This is a genomic window from Variovorax boronicumulans, assembly GCF_019352895.1.
Classification (GTDB): domain Bacteria; phylum Pseudomonadota; class Gammaproteobacteria; order Burkholderiales; family Burkholderiaceae_C; genus Variovorax; species Variovorax boronicumulans_A.
In genome coordinates this window covers 477289-494805 of the sequence record NZ_JAAAFX010000007.1, presented here as the reverse complement: position 1 = coordinate 494805, position 17517 = coordinate 477289, and the positions used below count along the sequence as shown (strand labels likewise).

The 17517-nt window shown below is 69.0% G+C and carries 17 protein-coding genes; 15 read left to right on the top strand and 2 right to left on the bottom strand.

Annotated features, from left to right (window positions below; translation table 11 throughout):
* Positions 1–88: 88 nt before the first annotated feature.
* Complete coding sequence (locus K0H49_RS17290) at positions 89–3031, top strand: DNA topoisomerase III (protein ID WP_219215011.1); 2943 nt, start codon at positions 89–91, stop codon at positions 3029–3031.
* A gap of 95 nt (positions 3032–3126) precedes the next feature.
* Entirely contained in the window at positions 3127–3318 is a 192-nt protein-coding gene (locus tag K0H49_RS17285; protein ID WP_219215009.1) for a hypothetical protein, read from the top strand.
* A 16-nt stretch (positions 3319–3334) separates the two neighbouring features.
* On the opposite strand, the gene K0H49_RS17280 is transcribed toward K0H49_RS17285, so the two are convergent.
* Entirely contained in the window at positions 3335–3964 is a 630-nt protein-coding gene (locus tag K0H49_RS17280) for a TetR/AcrR family transcriptional regulator (protein WP_219215005.1), read from the bottom strand.
* A 71-nt stretch (positions 3965–4035) separates the two neighbouring features.
* Between K0H49_RS17280 and K0H49_RS17275 the strand changes: the two genes are divergently transcribed.
* Genes K0H49_RS17275 through K0H49_RS17265 form a run of 3 tightly spaced genes read left to right on the top strand, consistent with a single transcriptional unit; the run spans position 4036 to position 8058 of the window.
* On the top strand, positions 4036–4866 hold the full coding sequence (locus K0H49_RS17275) for a thioesterase family protein (protein ID WP_219215002.1): 831 nt from the start codon (positions 4036–4038) through the stop codon (positions 4864–4866).
* Between the two features lie 28 nt (positions 4867–4894).
* Positions 4895–6535, top strand: coding sequence for an acyl-CoA dehydrogenase family protein (locus K0H49_RS17270; RefSeq protein WP_219215000.1), 1641 nt, complete (start codon positions 4895–4897; stop codon positions 6533–6535).
* Between the two features lie 14 nt (positions 6536–6549).
* Positions 6550–8058: a class I adenylate-forming enzyme family protein gene (locus K0H49_RS17265; protein WP_219214997.1), complete on the top strand. Its 1509-nt coding sequence runs from the start codon at positions 6550–6552 to the stop codon at positions 8056–8058.
* Between the two features lie 20 nt (positions 8059–8078).
* Here K0H49_RS17265 and K0H49_RS17260 read toward each other — a convergent pair whose 3' ends face one another.
* Entirely contained in the window at positions 8079–8966 is an 888-nt protein-coding gene (locus K0H49_RS17260) for a gamma-glutamyl-gamma-aminobutyrate hydrolase family protein (RefSeq protein ID WP_219214996.1), read from the bottom strand.
* A 144-nt stretch (positions 8967–9110) separates the two neighbouring features.
* On the opposite strand from K0H49_RS17260, the gene K0H49_RS17255 reads away from it, so the two are divergent.
* The 10 genes from K0H49_RS17255 (at position 9111) to K0H49_RS17210 (ending at position 17497) form a co-directional block, all read left to right on the top strand.
* Complete coding sequence (locus K0H49_RS17255; RefSeq protein WP_219214994.1) at positions 9111–10166, top strand: sugar phosphate isomerase/epimerase family protein; 1056 nt, start codon at positions 9111–9113, stop codon at positions 10164–10166.
* Between the two features lie 336 nt (positions 10167–10502).
* Positions 10503–10760 carry a hypothetical protein gene (locus K0H49_RS17250; protein ID WP_219214992.1) on the top strand — a complete coding sequence of 86 codons (258 nt, stop codon included), beginning with the start codon at positions 10503–10505 and terminating at the stop codon, positions 10758–10760.
* A gap of 52 nt (positions 10761–10812) precedes the next feature.
* Positions 10813–11076, top strand: coding sequence for a translation initiation factor IF-1 (gene infA, locus K0H49_RS17245; RefSeq protein ID WP_219214990.1), 264 nt, complete (start codon positions 10813–10815; stop codon positions 11074–11076).
* 22 nt (positions 11077–11098) lie between these two features.
* A complete protein-coding gene (gene dbpA, locus K0H49_RS17240; RefSeq protein ID WP_219214988.1) occupies positions 11099–12496 on the top strand; it encodes an ATP-dependent RNA helicase DbpA in 1398 nt (465 codons plus the stop codon).
* A gap of 35 nt (positions 12497–12531) precedes the next feature.
* Complete coding sequence (locus tag K0H49_RS17235) at positions 12532–12702, top strand: hypothetical protein (RefSeq protein WP_219214986.1); 171 nt, start codon at positions 12532–12534, stop codon at positions 12700–12702.
* Positions 12703–12925: 223 nt separating this feature from the next.
* Entirely contained in the window at positions 12926–13795 is an 870-nt protein-coding gene (locus K0H49_RS17230; protein ID WP_219214984.1) for a branched-chain amino acid ABC transporter permease, read from the top strand.
* On the top strand, positions 13792–14820 hold the full coding sequence (locus K0H49_RS17225; protein WP_219214981.1) for a branched-chain amino acid ABC transporter permease: 1029 nt from the start codon (positions 13792–13794) through the stop codon (positions 14818–14820). Before K0H49_RS17230 ends, K0H49_RS17225 begins: the two co-directional genes overlap by 4 nt.
* Entirely contained in the window at positions 14813–15577 is a 765-nt protein-coding gene (locus K0H49_RS17220; RefSeq protein ID WP_219214978.1) for an ABC transporter ATP-binding protein, read from the top strand. The genes K0H49_RS17225 and K0H49_RS17220 overlap by 8 nt, the downstream gene beginning before the upstream one ends.
* A complete protein-coding gene (locus K0H49_RS17215; protein WP_219214976.1) occupies positions 15564–16271 on the top strand; it encodes an ABC transporter ATP-binding protein in 708 nt (235 codons plus the stop codon). The genes K0H49_RS17220 and K0H49_RS17215 overlap by 14 nt, the downstream gene beginning before the upstream one ends.
* A gap of 29 nt (positions 16272–16300) precedes the next feature.
* Complete coding sequence (locus K0H49_RS17210) at positions 16301–17497, top strand: ABC transporter substrate-binding protein (RefSeq protein ID WP_219214973.1); 1197 nt, start codon at positions 16301–16303, stop codon at positions 17495–17497.
* The last annotated feature ends 20 nt before the right edge of the window (positions 17498–17517 follow it).

Below are 17517 nucleotides of genomic sequence, written 5' to 3'. Positions count from 1 at the left end.
TGCACGCCATGGCTGCCGTCCGAGGAGACCGCGGGCCGCCGACCGGCAGCCCGCGCCAGCCTCGCCCCATTTTTTGAATGCTGGACTTATGAAGACACTGGTAATTGCAGAGAAACCGTCGGTGGCGCAGGACATCGTCCGCGCCCTCACGCCCACGGCCGGCAAGTTCGAGCGCTACGACGAATACTTCGAGAGCGAGCATTACGTCGTGACCAGCGCCGTCGGCCACCTGGTCGAGATCCAGGCGCCCGAGGAATTCGACGTCAAGCGCGGCAAGTGGAGCTTCGCCAACCTGCCCGTCATCCCGCCGCACTTCGACCTCAAGCCGGTCGACAAGACCAAGACACGCCTCAACGCCGTCGTGAAGCAGGCCAAGCGCAAGGACGTGACGCAGCTCATCAACGCCTGTGACGCGGGCCGCGAGGGCGAGCTGATCTTCCGGCTGATCGAGCAGTACGCGGGCGGCAAGACGCCGCTGAACAAGCCGGTGCGCCGCCTCTGGCTGCAGTCGATGACGCCGCAGGCGATCCGCGACGGCTTCGCCTCCCTGCGCACCGAGCAGCAGATGCAGGGCCTGGCCGACGCCGCGCGTTCGCGCTCCGAGGCCGACTGGCTGGTGGGCATCAACGGCACGCGCGCCATGACCGCCTTCAATTCGCGCGACGGCGGCTTCTTCCTCACGACCGTGGGCCGCGTGCAGACGCCCACGCTGTCGGTGGTGGTCGAGCGCGAGGAGAAGATCCGCAAGTTCGTGAGCCGCGACTACTGGGAAATCCACGGCGCCTTCCAGGCCGAGGCCGGCCAGTACCCGGGCAAGTGGTTCGACGCCAACTTCAAGAAGCCGCCGCCGGGACCTGACGGCGTGGCCGACCCCGAGATGCGCGCCGACCGCGTGTGGAACGAACGCGAAGCCCGCGAGATCGCCGATGCGGCGCGCGGCAAGCCCGCCACCGTCACCGAGGAATCGAAGCCGACCACCCAGGCCTCGCCCGCGCTGTTCGACCTGACCTCGCTGCAGCGCGAGGCCAACGGCCGCTTCGGCTACTCCGCCAAGACCACGCTGGCGCTGGCCCAGAGCCTGTACGAACGCCACAAGGCGCTGACCTACCCGCGGACCGACTCGCGCGCACTGCCCGAGGACTACCTGCCGGTGGTCAAGGACACGATGAAGATGCTGGCCGACAGCGGCATGAAGCACCTCGCCCCGTTTGCCAAGCAGGCGGTCGACGGCAGCTACGTCAAGCCGAACAAGCGCATCTTCGACAACGCCAAGGTGTCGGATCACTTCGCCATCATCCCGACGCTGCAGGCCCCGAGCGGCCTGAGCGAGGCCGAGCAGAAGCTCTACGACTTCGTGGTGCGCCGCTTCCTGTCGGTGTTCTTCCCGAGCGCCGAGTTCCAGGTCACGACCCGCATCAGCACCGTCGAAACCAATGGCAAGAAGTACCCCTTCCGCAGCGACGGCAAGGTGCTGGTCAAGCCGGGCTGGCTCGCGATCTGGGGCAAGGAAGCCGTGAACGACGACGACGAGAAGGACGGCAAGAACCTGGTGCTGGTGAAGCCCGGCGAGGTCGTGAAGACCGCGTCGGCCGACCCCAAGGCGCTCAAGACCCGCCCGCCCGCGCGCTATTCCGAAGCCACGCTGCTGGGCGCGATGGAAGGCGCGGGCAAGACCATCGACGACGACGAGCTGCGCGAGGCCATGCAGGAGAAGGGCCTGGGCACGCCCGCCACGCGCGCGGCCACCATCGAAGGCCTGATCGCCGAGAAGTACATGCTGCGCGAAGGCCGCGAGCTGATCCCGACCGCCAAGGCCTTCCAGCTGATGACGCTGCTGCGCGGCCTGGGCGTGGAGGAACTCTCCAAGGCCGAGCTCACGGGCGAGTGGGAGTACAAGCTGGCGCAGATGGAGAAGGGCGCGCTGAGCCGCACCGACTTCATGCGCGAGATCGCCGAGATGACGCAGCACATCGTCAAGAAGGCCAAGGAATACGACCGCGACACCGTGCCCGGCGACTACGCCACGCTGGCCACGCCCTGCCCCAACTGCGGCGGCGTGGTGAAGGAGAACTACCGGCGCTACAGCTGCACCGGCAAAGCCGGCGCGGAGCCCTGCGGCTTCTCCTTCGGCAAGTCGCCGGCCGGGCGCACCTTCGAGGTGGTCGAGGCCGAGGCGCTGGTGCGCGACAAGCACATCGGCCCGCTGGAAGGCTTCCGCTCCAAGGCCGGCTGGCCCTTCACGGCCGAGATCATCCTCAAGTACGACGAGGAAGAAACCAAGAACTGGAAGCTGGAGTTCGACTTCGGCGACGACAAGGACGGCGAGAGCGGCGAGATCGTCGACTTCAGCCAGCAGGACACGGTCGGCCCCTGCCCGATCTGCGGCGCGCCGGTGTTCGAGCACGGCTCCAACTACGTCTGCGAGAAGTCGGTGCCCACCGAAGGCCAGCCGACGCCGAGCTGCACCTTCAAGACCGGCAAGGTGATCCTGACCCAGCCCGTGGAACGCGCGCAGATGGAGAAGCTGCTGGCCACCGGCAAGACCGACCTGCTCGACAAGTTCGTCTCGATGCGCACGCGCCGCGCCTTCAAGGCCTTCCTGGTCTGGAACAAGGACGAGGGCAAGGTGACCTTCGAGTTCGCACCGCGCGAAGGCGGGAGCAAGTTCCCCGCGCGCAAGACCTTCTCGAAGGCGGCGCCGGCGAAGAAGGTCGCGGCCAAGAAGACCGCCGCTGCAGCGAAGAAGACACCCGCCGCCAAGAAGGTCGCGGCCCCCAAGGCCCCGCGCAAGCCGGGCGCGGGCCTGAAGCCCAGCGACGCGCTGGCCGCGGTGATCGGCGCCGAACCCGTGGCGCGCACCGAGGTCATCAAGAAGCTCTGGGACTACATCAAGGCCAACAACCTGCAGGACGCGGCCAACAAGCGCGCGATCAACGCCGATGCCAAGCTGAAGCCCGTGTTCGGCAAGGACCAGGTGACGATGTTCGAACTGGCGGGCATCGTGGGCAAGCACCTCACCTCGGGCAGCTGAAGACCCAGGACCCGGGGGCGCGTACGGGGTGTTACCGACACCCCCGCGCGCCACCCCTACAGTGGGGCGTTCGATCGCCCCTCCTGGAGCCGCCTGTGCCTCTTTCCCTGCGTCCCTTTCTCGTCCCCGTGCTGCTCGCCGCGGCGGCGCTCGCCTCGGCCTGCAGCGGCCTGCCTTCCGCGGGCGACCGCCGTGTCGACGGCCCGACCGCGGGCAGCCCGCGCAGCGGCGTCGAGGCCTTCGGCACGATCGATGCCGGCGTGAGCCGCTACGAGCAGAAGAAGTAGCGCTGACCGTTCCTGTTCAGGCCGCGCCGGCCAGGTAGCCGTGCAGGGCGCCGCGCACCTGCCTGGACAGCGCCGGCAGGTCCGGCCTGCCGCCCGTGCCGATGTGCGCATGCGCGATCAGCCCGTAGAGGATGGTCTGGCTCACGCGGGCCACTTCCTTCTTCCGGCAGTCGGGCGCCAGGTCCGACGCGGCCTCGAGCGCGCCCACCCATTCGGCCACGAAGCGGTCGTACATCTTGCGGTAGGCCTCGGGGCTCGAGAGGTGCCGCTCCAGCAGGTAGTGCGCCCCCCAGGCCAGCGGCTGCTCGCGGTGGGCGTCGACCTGCGAATCGATCACCGCATCGACGATCTCGCGCAGCGGCCGGCCCGCCTGCGCGGCAACGGCCGCGCGCATGGCCAGCAGCAGTGCCTTGGAGCGCAGGTGCAGGCAGACGCGCGCCAGGTCCTCCTTGTTCTCGAAGTACTCGTAGAAGCTGCCGAGCCCCGTGCCCGCCACGGCGGCGATCTCGCGGATGGTGACCGCGGCATAACCCTTCTCGACCCAAAGCCGAACAAAGGCTTCCTGCAGCGCCTGCGAGGTGTGGCGTGCGCGGGATTGGCGCGGCTTTCTCCTGGGCGCGGCGGCCGGTGCGCGGGCGCTCGTCATCGGCGCCGAACCCGAACACCTTGCGGCCCGGTTGTTCCTAGAATTTTTGGAGACATCGAAGGCATTCTGCAATGACCCACCCCGACACTGCCCCCGAGGATTCGCGCACCGCCGTCTACACCGGCGAGGGCGACGCCTGGCAGCCCGGCGCGCTGTCGCGCGGCCCCTGGGACCCGCGCGCGCAGCACGGCGGCGCGCCCTGCGGACTGCTCGCGCACGTGGCCGAGCGCGCCGCGCCCGGGCCCGGCTGGCAGCTCGCGCGGCTCACGGTCGAGCTGGTCAGGCCGGTGCCGCTGGCGCCGCTGGCCACGCGCACGCAGGTGCAAAGCTCGCGCGCCACGGTGCGCGTGGGCATCGACCTGCTGGCGGGCGAGGTGGTCGTGGCGCGCGCGCATGCGTTGCTGCTGGCCCGGAACGCGCTGGTGCTGCCGGCGAACCTGCCGGGCTGGCCGGCAGCGCTGCTGCGGCCGCTGCCGCGCGACTGCAGCGAGCGCCTGCGCATCCCGGGCCTGCCCGACAGCGTGTCGTTCTACGGCAGCGCGGTCGAGTCCCGCGTGGCCGAAGGCGACGCGACGCAGCCCGGCCCCGGCGCCGCCTGGTTCCGGCTGGCGGTGCCGCTGCTGCAGGGTGTGGCCACCTCGCCCGCCATGCGCGCCGCGGCGGCCGCCGACTTCGGCAACGGCCTGAGCTGGGTGCTGCCGGCCGATCGCTTCCTGTTCACCAATGCCGACATGAGCCTGAACCTGTTCCGCGCGCCCGAGGGCGAATGGATCGGCCTGCGCTCGGCCACCGAGGCGCACGGCGATGGCGCCGGCCTGGTCGTGTCCCAGCTGCACGACGAGCGCGGCCCGATCGGCATCGCCACCCAGACGCTGGTGCTGCGCGAGCGTGCAGCCACCTGAACCCCTTCCCGACACTGGAGACAAAACCATGAGCACCACCGGCATCCACCCCGACAACCAGGTTCCCGAACTCAAGGACTACAACGTCTACACCCGCGACCCCGCGCTGCGCGCCGCAGTCGTTCGCGGTGGTGCCGGCTGGCGCGACGACGAGCTGGTGCGCCAGGGCGCCGAGTACGGCGCCGAAGCCACGCTGCGCGCCGCCGAGGACGCCAACCGCCACGAGCCCGAGCTGCACACGCACTCGCGCATCGGCGAGCGCATCGACCAGGTGCAGTTCCACCCGGCATGGCACACGATGATGGCCATCGCCCGGCGCAACGGCATCGCCAACCTGCCCTTCTTCGACGAGCGGCCTTCGGCCTGGGTCGGCTACGGCGCCTCGCTCTACATGCACAGCCAGATCGAGTCGGGCTCGACCTGCCCGACCACCATGACCAAGGCCTGCATCCCGGTGATGCGCCGCAACGCCGCGCTGTACGGCGACCTGCGCGCCAAGCTGGCGTCGAACGAACACGACGCGCGCGACATCCCGCTGGAGGGAAAGACCTCGATGACGGTCGGCATGGGCATGACCGAGAAGCAGGGCGGCAGCGACGTGCGCACCAACACCACGCGTGCCGTGCACGCAGGCAGCGGCCCCTGGGGCGACGAGTTCCTGATCACCGGCCACAAGTGGTTCTTCTCGGCGCCGATGTGCGACGGCCACCTGGTGCTGGCCAAGACCGACGAGCACGGATCGTCGTGCTTCTTCGTGCCGCGCTGGCGGCCCGACGGCAGCAAGAACCCGATCCACATCCAGCGCCTGAAGGACAAGGTCGGCAACCGCTCCAACTCGAGCAGCGAGGTCGAGTTCAAGGAGGCCTGGGGCGTGCGCGTGGGCGACGAGGGCCGCGGCATCCCGACCATCATCGAGATGGCGACCGTGACCCGGCTCGACTGCGCGCTGTCCAGCGCGGGCTTCATGCGGCAGGCCTTCACGCAGGCCGCGCACTATGCGAGCCACCGCTATGCCTTCGGCAAGGCGCTGGTCGACCAGCCGGTGATGACCGAGCTGCTGGCCGACATGGCGCTCGAATCCGAGAGCGCCACGCTGCTGGCGATGGAACTGGCTTCGCGCTTCGGCTCGGCCGCGCCGCTGGACACGGCCTGGCGTCGGCTGCTCACGCCGGCCGCGAAGTTCTGGAACTGCAAGCGCGCAGTGGCGCTGACCGGCGAGGCGATGGAGGTCTTCGGCGGCAACGGCTACGTGGAAGACGGCCCGATGGGCCGCCTCTTCCGCGAGGCGCCGGTCAACTCGATCTGGGAGGGCTCGGGCAACGTGATGTGCCTGGACGTGCTGCGCGCCGTCTCGCGCAACCCCGACGACGTGCAGTTGGTGCTCGAACAGCTGCAGGGCATCGCGGCCGGCGAGCCGCGCCTGCAGGCCGAGCTCGAGGCGCTGCGCCGCATGGTGCAGCTGCCGCCGCAGGAACTGGAGCGCCAGGCGCGCCGCTTCACGCAGCGCCTGGTGCGCGCGACGCAGGCCAGCCTGATGCTGCAGCATGCCAGCGCCGACGCCTCGGCCGCCTTCCTGTCGAGCCGCTTCGACCCCGACTGGGGCCCGGTCACCGGCATCAGCGCCGGCACGAGCGACCCCGGCGCGCTGGTGCGCGCGGCCTGGCACTGAAGAGGGCGGCAGCGATGGATTTCGTTTCCCTCCTCGACCAGCACGCCCTCGTCCAGCCCGAGCGCGAAGCCCTGCGGCAGAACGGCCGCGCCTGGACCTATGCCGAACTGGCCGACCTCACGCGCCGCGCGGCGACCGTGCTGCGCGCGCAGGGCGTCGGCCCGGGCGACAAGGTGGCGCTGCTGTGCTTCAACGCGCCGGGCTTCGTGCTCGCGATGTTCGGCGCCTGGCGCCTGGGCGCGGCGGTGGTGCCGGTCAACCACAAGCTGCAGGCGCCCGAGATCGATTACCTGCTGGCGCATTCGGGCGCCCGGCTGTGTCTGATCGACGGCACGCTGGCGCCACAGGCCGCGCGGGTGTCGCACCGCTGCGACTGGCTCGCGACCGAAAACGCCGCCGAAGGCCTGCCGCTGTTCGAGGAGCTGCTGGCGCAGGCCGCGCCGCTGGCCGACGCGCCGGCGCCGGCCACCGATGCGCCGGCCCAGATCCTCTACACCTCGGGCACCACCGGCAAGCCCAAGGGCTGCCTGCACAGCCACCACAACGTGTTCATGGCGGCGGTGTGCACGGCCGCCGGCATGGCGCTGTCGCGCAACGAGCGCACGCTGATCGCGATGCCGGTGTGGCACTCGTCGCCGCTCAACAACTGGCTGCTGGGCACGCTGCTGATGGGCGGCACCGTGGTGCTGCTGCGCGAGTACGCGCCCAAGGCCTTCCTCGACACGCTGGCAGCCGAGCGCATCACCTTCACCTTCGGCGCGCCGATCGCCTTTCTCGCGCCGCTGTCGGTCGTACCCGACGTGTCCGGCTACGACTTCAGCGCGATGCGCCTGTGGGCCTACGGCGGCGGCCCGCTGGGCGCCGACATGGCGCGCAAGCTGGCGCAGAGCTACCGCAGCGACCGCTTCGTGCAGGTCTACGGCATGACCGAATCGGGGCCCCTGGGCACGGTGCTGTACCCGGAGGACGCGATCGCCAAGGCCGGCTCGATCGGCCGCGCGGGCGTGCCCGGCGTGGCGGTGGAAGTGCGCCATCCGGACGGCCGGCGCTGCACGGCGGGCGAGGTCGGCGAGATCCACCTGCGCTCGCCCGCCGTGATGCAGGGCTACCTCGACAACCCGCAGGCCACGGCCGAGGCCTTCGACGCCCAGGGCTGGTACCGCACCGGCGACCTGGCGCGCATCGACGAGGACGGCTTCCTGTTCATCGTCGACCGGTTGCGCGACATGATCATCACGGGTGGCGAGAACGTCTATTCGAAGGAAGTGGAAGACGCGCTGGGCGCCCACCCCGAGGTGCAGGACGTGGCCGTCATCGGCCGCCCGCACCCCGAATGGGGCGAGACGGTGACGGCGGTGCTGGTGGCGCGCCCGGGTTGCACGCTCGAGGCGGGCGCGCTGACCGGCTTCCTCGAACAGCGGCTGGCGCGCTACAAGATCCCGCGGGTCTACGAAGTGCGCGAGACGCTGCCGCGCACGGCCACCGGCAAGCTGCTCAAGCACCTGCTGCGCGCGCCGGCCTGAGGGCCGGGGCACAGCGAAGCTCAGCGCCGCAGCAGCGCCTGGCGCAGCATGCGCGCCGCGCGGTCGCGGATCTTGCCGGGGGCGCTGCGGTGCGGCCGGTGCGGCTGCACGCGGGCCGCGGTGCAGGCGCCGAGGAAATCGTTGAGGATGGCCGTGTCGTCGACCGTGCTGATGGTGCCGCCGGCCTTGTGGAACTCGGGGTGCCACTGGGTGGCGGCGATGTAGCCGCGGCCGGCCCGGCCGTTCACGCGGCGGATCGCCTCGGGCACGCGGTCGGGGTAGCTCCAGGCCTCGACCTCGAAGCCCGGCGCCAGGTCCTTGATGCCCTGGTGGTGGATGCTGTTGACTCGCGCGTGCTGCACGCCCGGGTACATGCGCGAGAGCTGCGTGCCCTCGACCATCACGATGTCGTGGAAGTTCTGGTCGTAGCTCTCGGGGTCGCGGTGGCGCAGCGCGTTGGGATGCTGGGTCTCGATGTCCTGGAACAGCGTGCCGCCAAAGGCCACGTTGATCAGCTGCAGGCCGCGGCAGACGCCGAAGATCGGCTTGCCGGCCTGCTCGAAGGCCTCGACCAGCGCCAGGTCGTAGAGGTCGCGGATGCGGTCGCCGACCCAGGCGTCGCGCATCGGCACCTCGCCGTAGCTGCCGGGCCAGACGTCGGCACCGCCGTGCATCACCACGCCGTCGAGCCACTCGGCATAGTGCGAGAGCATGGTGTCGCCGCGCGCGGTCTCGCCGGTCGGGCAGGGCACCATCACCACCATGGCGCCGGCGGACATCAGCCAGTGCGCGATCGACTGCTCGACGTACTGCAGGGTCTTGTTGGTGAACAGGGAACGCGCCGGATCGGCGTGCTGGAAGCAGGCGGAAAGGCCGATCTTCAATCGACCCGCGACGTTCTGAGGCATGGCGGTGGCCGCGGGCGGCGCGGCGGGCAGAGACGGAAAGCCATTGTGGCGCTGCGCGGCCTCGCAGGCCAGTCGGACGACATGCCTATATGCTTTCGTGTTGCGCAGACCGCAGACGGACTGCGCCCCCATGAGGACATCGCGATGAAGACCATCCAAGGCCCGGGCATCTTCCTGGCCCAGTTCGCCGGCGACACGGCCCCGTTCAACTCGCTCGACGCCATTGCCGGCTGGGCCGCGGGGCTGGGCTACAAGGGTGTGCAGATCCCCAGCTGGGACGCGCGCCTGTTCGACCTCAAGAAGGCGGCCGAGAGCCAGACCTACTGCGACGAGGTGATGGGCACGCTGGCCCGGCACGGCCTGCAGATCACCGAGCTGTCGACCCACCTGCAGGGCCAGCTGGTGGCGGTGCATCCGGCCTACGACGCCGGCTTCGACGGCTTCGCGGCGCCCGAGGTGCGCGGCAACCCGGTCGCGCGCCAGCAATGGGCGGTCGAGCAGCTCATGCTCGCGGCCAAGGCCTCGTCGCGGCTGGGCCTGAAGGCGCACGCCACCTTCTCGGGCGCGCTGGCCTGGCCCTACCTGTATTCCTGGCCGCCGCGGCCGCCGGGCCTGATCGACGAGGCCTTCGACGAGCTCGCGCGGCGCTGGCTGCCGATCCTCAATGCCTTCGACGACGTGGGCGTCGACGTCTGTTACGAAGTGCACCCCGGCGAAGACCTGCACGACGGCGTGAGCTACGAGATGTTCCTCGAGCGCGTGGGCCAGCATCCGCGCGCCTGCCTGCTCTACGACCCGAGCCACTTCCTGCTGCAGCAGCTCGACTACCTGGCCTACATCGACCATTACCACGAGCGCATCAAGGCCTTCCACGTGAAGGACGCCGAGTTCAACCCGAGCGGCAAGCAGGGCGTCTACGGCGGCTTCCAGTCCTGGGTGAACCGGGCCGGGCGCTTCCGCTCGCTGGGCGACGGCCAGGTCGATTTCGGCGCCATCTTCTCGAAGATGGCCACCTACGACTTCGCCGGCTGGGCGGTGCTGGAGTGGGAGTGCTGCATCAAGCACCCTGAGGACGGCGCCCGCGAGGGCGCGCCCTTCATCGCCGAGCACATCATCCGCGTGGCCGACCGCGCCTTCGACGATTTCGCCGCGGGCGGGGTCGACCGGGCGGCCAACCGGAAGATGCTCGGCATCGGCTGATGTCGCGGCGCCGTCACGCCAATTAGCAACACTTGTGCCAGATCGGGTAGAATGTGCGGTTCGTTTCGATACCACGACGAAGCACTTCGTCATCCTGCCGGCTGACCTGTCCGATCCCCGGATCGCCAGGCGCCTCACTTTCAAGCCGGCCCAATACAGTGTGTTGGAGCGCCAGACCGGGCGCCCATGATTGCCACCACTGCCTTCGTTCCTGTTGAAGCGAATTTCGCGCTGTCTGCGTCCCAGGGTGCTTTCTTGAAAGCATCCCCCGGCCGGCCCGCGCCCGTTTTCAATTATTTTCAGCGTATTGCGGCGTCGCAATGCGCGAAGGCTTTCATGGACATCATTCAACACAGCGTGGCGGTGGGCAAGTACCTCGTCTCGCCGCTCATCAAGAACCTCGACGACGGTGGCTTCGCGGCTTCCGTGTCGATCCGCTCCGGCCACGGCAGCGGCATGCATGACCGCGTCATGCGCTTCACGCCCCATTTCTCGAGCCACGGCGCCGCGCTGCGCTACGCCGTCGACCAGGGCCTGGGCTGGGTGCGTGAACGCACCGTCCCGCGCCACGCTCCAATGCATTGCGCCGCCTGAGCGGCACACGCCTTTTCCCATCATCATCACGACAACTTTTCAGAGGTAATTCATGGCCAAGGAAGAACTGATCGAAATGAACGGCGCAGTGACGGAAGTCCTGCCCGACTCGCGCTACCGCGTGACGCTTGACAACGGTCACCAGCTGATCGCCTACAGTGGCGGCAAGATGCGCAAGCATCACATCCGCATCCTGGCGGGCGACAAGGTGTCGCTCGAACTCTCGCCCTACGACCTGACCAAGGGACGGATCACCTTCCGCCACCTGGAACGCCGCGGCCCGCCGCCCACCAACAACGGCGCCCAACGCCGTTGATCGACCGCAAAGAAGTACGCCCGTGACAGGTTCCGCCACCGGTTTCGGCACGCTGCCGCTCGCGCCGCAGACGCTCGCCAACCTCACGCAGCTCGGCTATCTGCAGATGACGCCCATCCAGGCCGCCAGCCTGCCGGTGGCGCTGCTGGGCAAGGACCTGATCGCCCAGGCCAAGACGGGCAGCGGCAAGACCGCGGCCTTCGCGCTCGCGCTGCTGGCCAACCTCAACCCGCGCCGCTTCGCGGTGCAGGCGATGGTGCTGTGCCCCACGCGCGAGCTGGCCGACCAGGTCACGACCGAGATCCGCCGGCTGGCACGCGCCGAGGAGAACATCAAGGTCGTCACGCTGTGCGGTGGCGTCGCCTTGCGCGGCCAGAACGCCAGCCTCGAGCACGGCGCCCACATCGTGGTCGGCACGCCCGGCCGGATCATGGACCACCTCGAACGCGGCAACCTGAGCCTCGAGGCGCTCAACACGCTGGTGCTCGACGAAGCCGACCGCATGCTGGACATGGGCTTCTTCGAGGACATCGTGACGGTGGCGCGCCAGTGCCCCGCCGAGCGCCAGACACTGCTGTTCTCGGCCACCTACCCCGAAGGCATCGCCAAGCTGGCGGCGCAGTTCATGAAGGCGCCGCAGCAGATCACCGTGGCGGCCCAGCACGAGGAAGGCAAGATCGTCCAGCGCTGGTACGAGGTCAAGAACAACGACCGCCTGCACGCGGTGTCGCTGCTGCTCGACCACTTCCGACCGCAGAGCACGCTGGCCTTCTGCAACACCAAGCAGCAATGCCGCGACCTGGTCGCGGTGCTGCAGGCGCAGGGCTTCAGTGCGATGGCGCTGTTCGGCGAACTGGAGCAGCGCGAGCGCGACCAGGTGCTGGTGCAGTTCTCCAACCGCTCCTGCTCGGTGCTGGTGGCGACCGACGTGGCCGCGCGCGGCCTGGACATCGCCCAGCTCGAAGCCGTGATCAACGTCGACGTGACGCCCGATTCGGAGATCCACATCCACCGCATCGGCCGCACCGGCCGCGCGGACGCCGAAGGCCTGGTGCTGAACCTGGCCTCGATGGACGAGATGGGCAGCGTCGGCAAGATCGAGCAGTTGCAGGGTCGCGAATCCGACTGGCACCCGCTGGCCGAGCTCACGCCCGGCACCGGCGAACCGCTGCGTCCGCCGATGTCCACGCTGCAGATCGTCGGCGGCCGCAAGGAGAAGATCCGCGCCGGCGACGTGCTGGGCGCGCTCACCGGCGAAGCCGGCTTCACCAAGGAGCAGGTGGGCAAGATCAACGTCAACGAGTTCTCCACGTATGTGGCTGTCGACCGTCGCATTGCGCGCGAAGCGGCCCACAAACTCTCCACCGGCCGCGTCAAGGGCAAGTCCGTCAAGGTACGGCTGCTCGACGATGTGGCTTAATTACGCCCTTCGACCCTTTTTTATCCCGAGCTACCATGCCCAAGAAAATTCGCACCGAGGCAGACCGCATTGCCACTCCCGCCCCCACGCCCCCGGCCGGTTACGCCATCCCCAGGTCCGGTGGCGGCCAAAAGGTGAGCCTGGAGCGCGGCACGTCGACGCGCAGCAAGAAGAACCCCGGCAAGCGCCCCAAGAAGGGCGGCTGATCTTTATCAGCCCCTTCGGACCGCTTCCGTGAACGACGCGCCTTCGGGCGCGTTTTTCATGGGGCCGCGGGACGAAGCTACCGCCCGGTAGAAAGTCGCAGACGCGACGCGTACCGCGGGCAAACCTCAGTCGACCGGTGCCCACCCGGTCCCCACAATTCCTTGCTTGCCCCTGTGCCGCCGACAACGCGGCACGGCCCGGGGTCTTTCGCGAGGGATCGACGTGGAACTGTTCTTTCAGCAACTTCTCAACGGCCTGACGGTCGGCGGCGTCTACAGCCTGGTGGCCCTGGGCCTGACGCTGGTCTACGGCATCCTGCACGTGCCGAACTTCGCCCACGGCGCGTTCTACATGTCGGGCGCCTTCGCCGGCTACTACCTGATGGTCAAGCTGGGCCTGAACTACTGGGTGGCGATGGCCGGGGCGGCCGCGATCGTGGCGGTCATCGCGATGCTGGCCGACCGGCTGGTGTTCCACCCGCTGCGCAACGCGCCCGAGCTGCACGACATGATCGCGGCCATCGGCATCCTGTTGTTCCTGGAGGCCGGGGCGCAGGCGATGTTCGGCGCCGACTTCCATCGCATGCCCACGCCCTACGGCCAGATCGTCGAGATCTTCGGCCTGACCGCGCCGCTGCAGCGCCTGCTGATCATCGTCGGCGCCTTCAGCCTGGTGGCGGTGCTGCACCTGTTCCTGACGCGCACCGTGACCGGCTCGACCATCATCGCGATGGCGCAGAACCCGCAGGGTGCGGCGCTGGTCGGCATCGACGCCACGCGGGTCAAGCTGCTGGTGTTCGCGATCTCCGGCGCGCTGGCGGCCATCGCCGCGGTGCTGTACGCGCCGATCAACCTGGTCTACCCGGCGATGGGCCACCTGGTGATCACCAAGGCCTTCGTGATCATCATCCTGGGCGGCATGGGCAGCTTCCCCGGCGCGATCGTGGGCGGCCTGATCATCGGGCTGGCCGAGAGCTTCGGCGGCTTCTACTTCTCCACCGACTACAAGGACATCATCGCCTTCGTGCTGCTGGTGGTGATCCTGTCGTTCCGCCCGCAGGGGCTGTTCACGCCCAAGGGGGCGCGCGCATGAGCCGGCTCTTCGAAGGCCGCACCGGCTGGGCCCTGCTGGCGCTGGCGGCGCTGGTGTTCCCGCTGTTCGCGCAGAACAACTACCTGATCTCGGTCGCGACGCAGGCCTTCATCATGGCCATCGCCGCACTGGGCCTGAACCTGATCACCGGCTACACCGGGCAGTTCAACCTCGCGCACGGCGCCTTCATGGCGGTGGGCGCGTACACGGTGGGCATCCTGACGGTCGACCATCAGGTGCCGTTCTGGATCGCCTTCCTGCTCGCGGGCGGCGTGACCGCGGTGCTGGGCTTCTTCGTGGGCCTGCTGTCGCTGCGCCTGAAGGGCCACTACTTCTCGATCTTCACGCTCTGCGTGAGCTACATCATGTTCCTGCTGATCGAGAAGTGGGAGAGCCTCACGCACGGGCCGGTGGGCATCATGGGCATCCCTTCGCCGCCGGGACTCGGGCCGGTGCAGTTCGGCACGCCGCTGTCGCAGTACTACCTGGTGCTGGCCTTCCTGGTGCTGGGCATCTGGGTCATGGCGCGCATCGTGCGCTCGCTGCTGGGCCGCAGCTTCATGGCGGTGCGCAACAGCGACGAGCTGGCCGAGGCGCTGGGCATCGACCTGATGCGCACCAAGACCCTGTCCTTCGTGCTGTCGGTGGTGTACGCGGGCTTCGCGGGCGCGCTCTATGCGGGCCAGGTGCGCTTTCTCGGGCCCGACCTGGCGAGCGAGGTCGTGACCTTCGACCTGGTGATGTTCGTGCTGGTGGGCGGCATCGGCACGCTGCTCGGGCCGCTGGTGGGCACGCTGCTGGTCACCTACCTCACGCAGAGCCTGCAGTTCCTGCAGGACTACCGCATGGTGGTGTTCGGCCCGGTGCTGATCGCGCTGATCATTTTCCTGCCCGACGGCCTGGTCGGTACCTGGCTCAAGCGGCGCGCGCGGCGTGCAGCGGCGCTGGCGCCGACCCCTGCTGCGAATCCTTCGGCCGCTGCAACCCCTGCGGCGCCCTCCAAGGAGGACCCGTCCCATGCTTGAGATCACCGGCCTCACCAAGCAGTTCTTCGGCCTGACCGCGGTCGACGACGTCACGACGCGCTTCGAGCGCGGCCAGGTCAGCGCCATCATCGGCCCCAACGGCGCGGGCAAGACCACCTTCTTCAACCTGGTGGCCGGCACGCACCCGCCGACCTCCGGACGCATCGTGTTCAAGGAGCGCGACGTGACCGGGCTGCGGCCCGACCACGTGGCACGGCTGGGCATCGCGCGCACCTTCCAGAGCACGCACCTGTTCGACAACGCCACCGTGCTCGACAACCTGATCGTCGGCCACCGGCTGCGCACGCAGTCGGGGCTGTGGGACGTGCTGATCCACTCCCGGCGGCTGCAGGACGAAGAACGCCTGTGCCGCGAGAAGGCGCGCGAGGCGCTGGACTTCGTCGGGCTGTCGCATGTGGCGAACCGCATCGCGGCCGACATCACGCAGGAGGAGCGCAAGCGCGTGGCCTTCGCGCTGGCGCTCGCGACCGACCCCGAACTGCTGCTGCTGGACGAACCGGCGGGCGGCGTGAACCCCGAGGAAACCGTCGGCCTGGCGGCGCTGATCCGCAAGCTGGTCGACCACGGCAAGACCGTGTGCCTGATCGAACACAAGATGGACATGATCATGCGGCTGGCCGACAAGATCGTGGTGCTGAACAACGGCGCCAAGATCGCCGAGGGCACGCCCGCGCAGATCCGGCGCGATCCGCAGGTGATCGAAGCCTACCTGGGAGCCGACCATGCTGCGGTTTGAGAACGTCGACCTGCATTACGGCAGCTTCCGCGCGCTGCAGGGCCTCACGCTGCATGCCGAGGCGGGCGAGCTGGTGGTGCTGCTGGGCGCCAACGGCGCGGGCAAGACCTCGATCTTCATGGCGGCCAGCGGCATCCACAAGCCCAGCGCCGGCAGCATCCGGCTCGGCGAGCGCGAGATCGCGGGCATGCGCACCGCGCAGATCGTGCAGGCGGGCCTGGTCCAGTGCCCCGAGGGCCGCAAGCTGTTCCCGATGATGACGGTGCGCAAGAACCTGGAGCTCGGCGCCTACGTGCACCGCGGCGACAAGGCCGGCATCCGGCGCTCGATCGACGAGGTGTTCGGCCTGTTCCCGATCCTGGAGAAGAAGCAGGACGATCCGGCCGGCTCGCTGTCGGGCGGCCAGCAGCAGATGGTGGCCATCGGCCGCGCGATGCTGGGCCGGCCCAAGGTGCTGCTGCTCGACGAACCCTCGCTGGGCCTGGCGCCGCTGGTGGTCAAGCAGGTGTTCGAGGTGATCCAGCGCATCAACCAGGCCGGCACCACCGTGCTGCTGGCCGAGCAGAACGCCTTCTCGGCGCTGGCCATCGCGCACCGCGCCTACGTGATCGAACGCGGGCGCATCACGCTCGAGGGCGACCGCGACTCGCTGCTCAACAACGAAGCCGTCCGGGCCGCCTACATCGGCGCCTGATTTTCTTTTTCACACCGGAGACAACACCCATGAAGAACGAGATTTTCCCCGCTGGCCTGCCCCGCCGTCGCCTGGCGGCCCTGCCGCTGGCCGTGGCCCTGCTGGCCACGCTCGGCGCTGGCGCCGCGTCGGCCCAGGACGTGGTCAAGATCGGCTTCACCGGCCCGCTCTCGGGCGGCGCCGCGCTCTACGGCAAGAACGTGGTCAACGGCATCGAGATGGCCATGAAGGAGATCAACGCCGCCGGCCTCGAGGTGGCGGGCAAGAAGGTCAAGCTCGAGCTGGTCGCGCTCGACGACAAGTACGCGCCGGCCGAGGCCGCGATCAACTCGCGCCGCCTGGTGCAGCAATACCAGACGCCGGCGGTGTTCGTGCCGCACTCGGGCGGCATCTACGCGATGCAGGCCTTCAACGAGCAGGAGAAGTTCATCGTGCTGGCCTACTCCAGCACGCCCAAGATCACCGAGACCGGCAACAAGCTGACGATCCGCATCCCGCCGACCTTCGCCGGCTACATCGAGCCCTTCACACGCTACGAGATGGCCAAGTTCGGCAAGAAGGTCGGCATGCTGCCGGGCGACCACGAGTACGCGAAGAACTGGAGCGCGCTGTTCGAGCCGGCCTGGAAGAAGGCCGGCGGCACCGTGGTGTCGAACAACCCGATGTCGTACAACCGCTCGGCCGACTTCTACAGCGGCGTGAGCCGCGTGCTGGCCGAGAAGCCCGACGTGCTGTTCATCGGCGGCCCGTCCGAGCCCTCGGCGCTGGTCGCCAAGCAGGCGCGCGAGCTGGGCTTCAAGGGCGGCTTCCTGGTGATGGACCAGGCCAAGTTCGACGAGATGGCCAAGGTCACGGACGGCCTGGGCGCGCTCGAGGGTTCGATCGGCGTGCTGCCGGTGTCGGACGACGTGCGCGTCGGCGCCAAGACCTTCGCCGCGGCCTACCGCGCCGCCTATGGTGCCGACAAGGCGCCCACCACCGAGTCCTCGTACAACTACGCGATGACCTACGCCCTGGCCGGCGCCATGAAGCTGGCCGGCACCACCACCGACGCCACGGCCATCCGCGCCAAGATCGGCGAGGCGATGACCAAGCTGCCGAAGGAAGTCAACGCGGCCGACTTCCGCGGCGTGGACGCCACGGGCGGCACGCTGCTCGACCCGCTGGTGGCCACCGTCGAAGGCGGCAAGATCAAGCCGGTGAACCTCAGCGACCTGATGAAGTGAGGCCGTGAAGCCCGCCGTGC

Excerpts from the sequence above, each read along its gene's own strand:
- K0H49_RS17290 (WP_219215011.1), top strand. The coding sequence starts at position 89 with ATGAAGACACTGGTAATTGCAGAGAAACCGTCGGTGGCGCAGGACATC.
- K0H49_RS17280 (WP_219215005.1), bottom strand. The coding sequence starts at position 3,964 with ATGACGAGCGCCCGCGCACCGGCCGCCGCGCCCAGGAGAAAGCCGCGC.
- K0H49_RS17275 (WP_219215002.1), top strand. The coding sequence starts at position 4,036 with ATGACCCACCCCGACACTGCCCCCGAGGATTCGCGCACCGCCGTCTAC.
- K0H49_RS17270 (WP_219215000.1), top strand. The coding sequence starts at position 4,895 with ATGAGCACCACCGGCATCCACCCCGACAACCAGGTTCCCGAACTCAAG.
- K0H49_RS17265 (WP_219214997.1), top strand. The coding sequence starts at position 6,550 with ATGGATTTCGTTTCCCTCCTCGACCAGCACGCCCTCGTCCAGCCCGAG.
- K0H49_RS17260 (WP_219214996.1), bottom strand. The coding sequence starts at position 8,966 with ATGCCTCAGAACGTCGCGGGTCGATTGAAGATCGGCCTTTCCGCCTGC.
- K0H49_RS17255 (WP_219214994.1), top strand. The coding sequence starts at position 9,111 with ATGAAGACCATCCAAGGCCCGGGCATCTTCCTGGCCCAGTTCGCCGGC.
- K0H49_RS17250 (WP_219214992.1), top strand. The coding sequence starts at position 10,503 with ATGGACATCATTCAACACAGCGTGGCGGTGGGCAAGTACCTCGTCTCG.
- infA (WP_219214990.1), top strand. The coding sequence starts at position 10,813 with ATGGCCAAGGAAGAACTGATCGAAATGAACGGCGCAGTGACGGAAGTC.
- K0H49_RS17235 (WP_219214986.1), top strand. The coding sequence starts at position 12,532 with ATGCCCAAGAAAATTCGCACCGAGGCAGACCGCATTGCCACTCCCGCC.
- K0H49_RS17225 (WP_219214981.1), top strand. The coding sequence starts at position 13,792 with ATGAGCCGGCTCTTCGAAGGCCGCACCGGCTGGGCCCTGCTGGCGCTG.
- K0H49_RS17220 (WP_219214978.1), top strand. The coding sequence starts at position 14,813 with ATGCTTGAGATCACCGGCCTCACCAAGCAGTTCTTCGGCCTGACCGCG.
- K0H49_RS17215 (WP_219214976.1), top strand. The coding sequence starts at position 15,564 with ATGCTGCGGTTTGAGAACGTCGACCTGCATTACGGCAGCTTCCGCGCG.
- K0H49_RS17210 (WP_219214973.1), top strand. The coding sequence starts at position 16,301 with ATGAAGAACGAGATTTTCCCCGCTGGCCTGCCCCGCCGTCGCCTGGCG.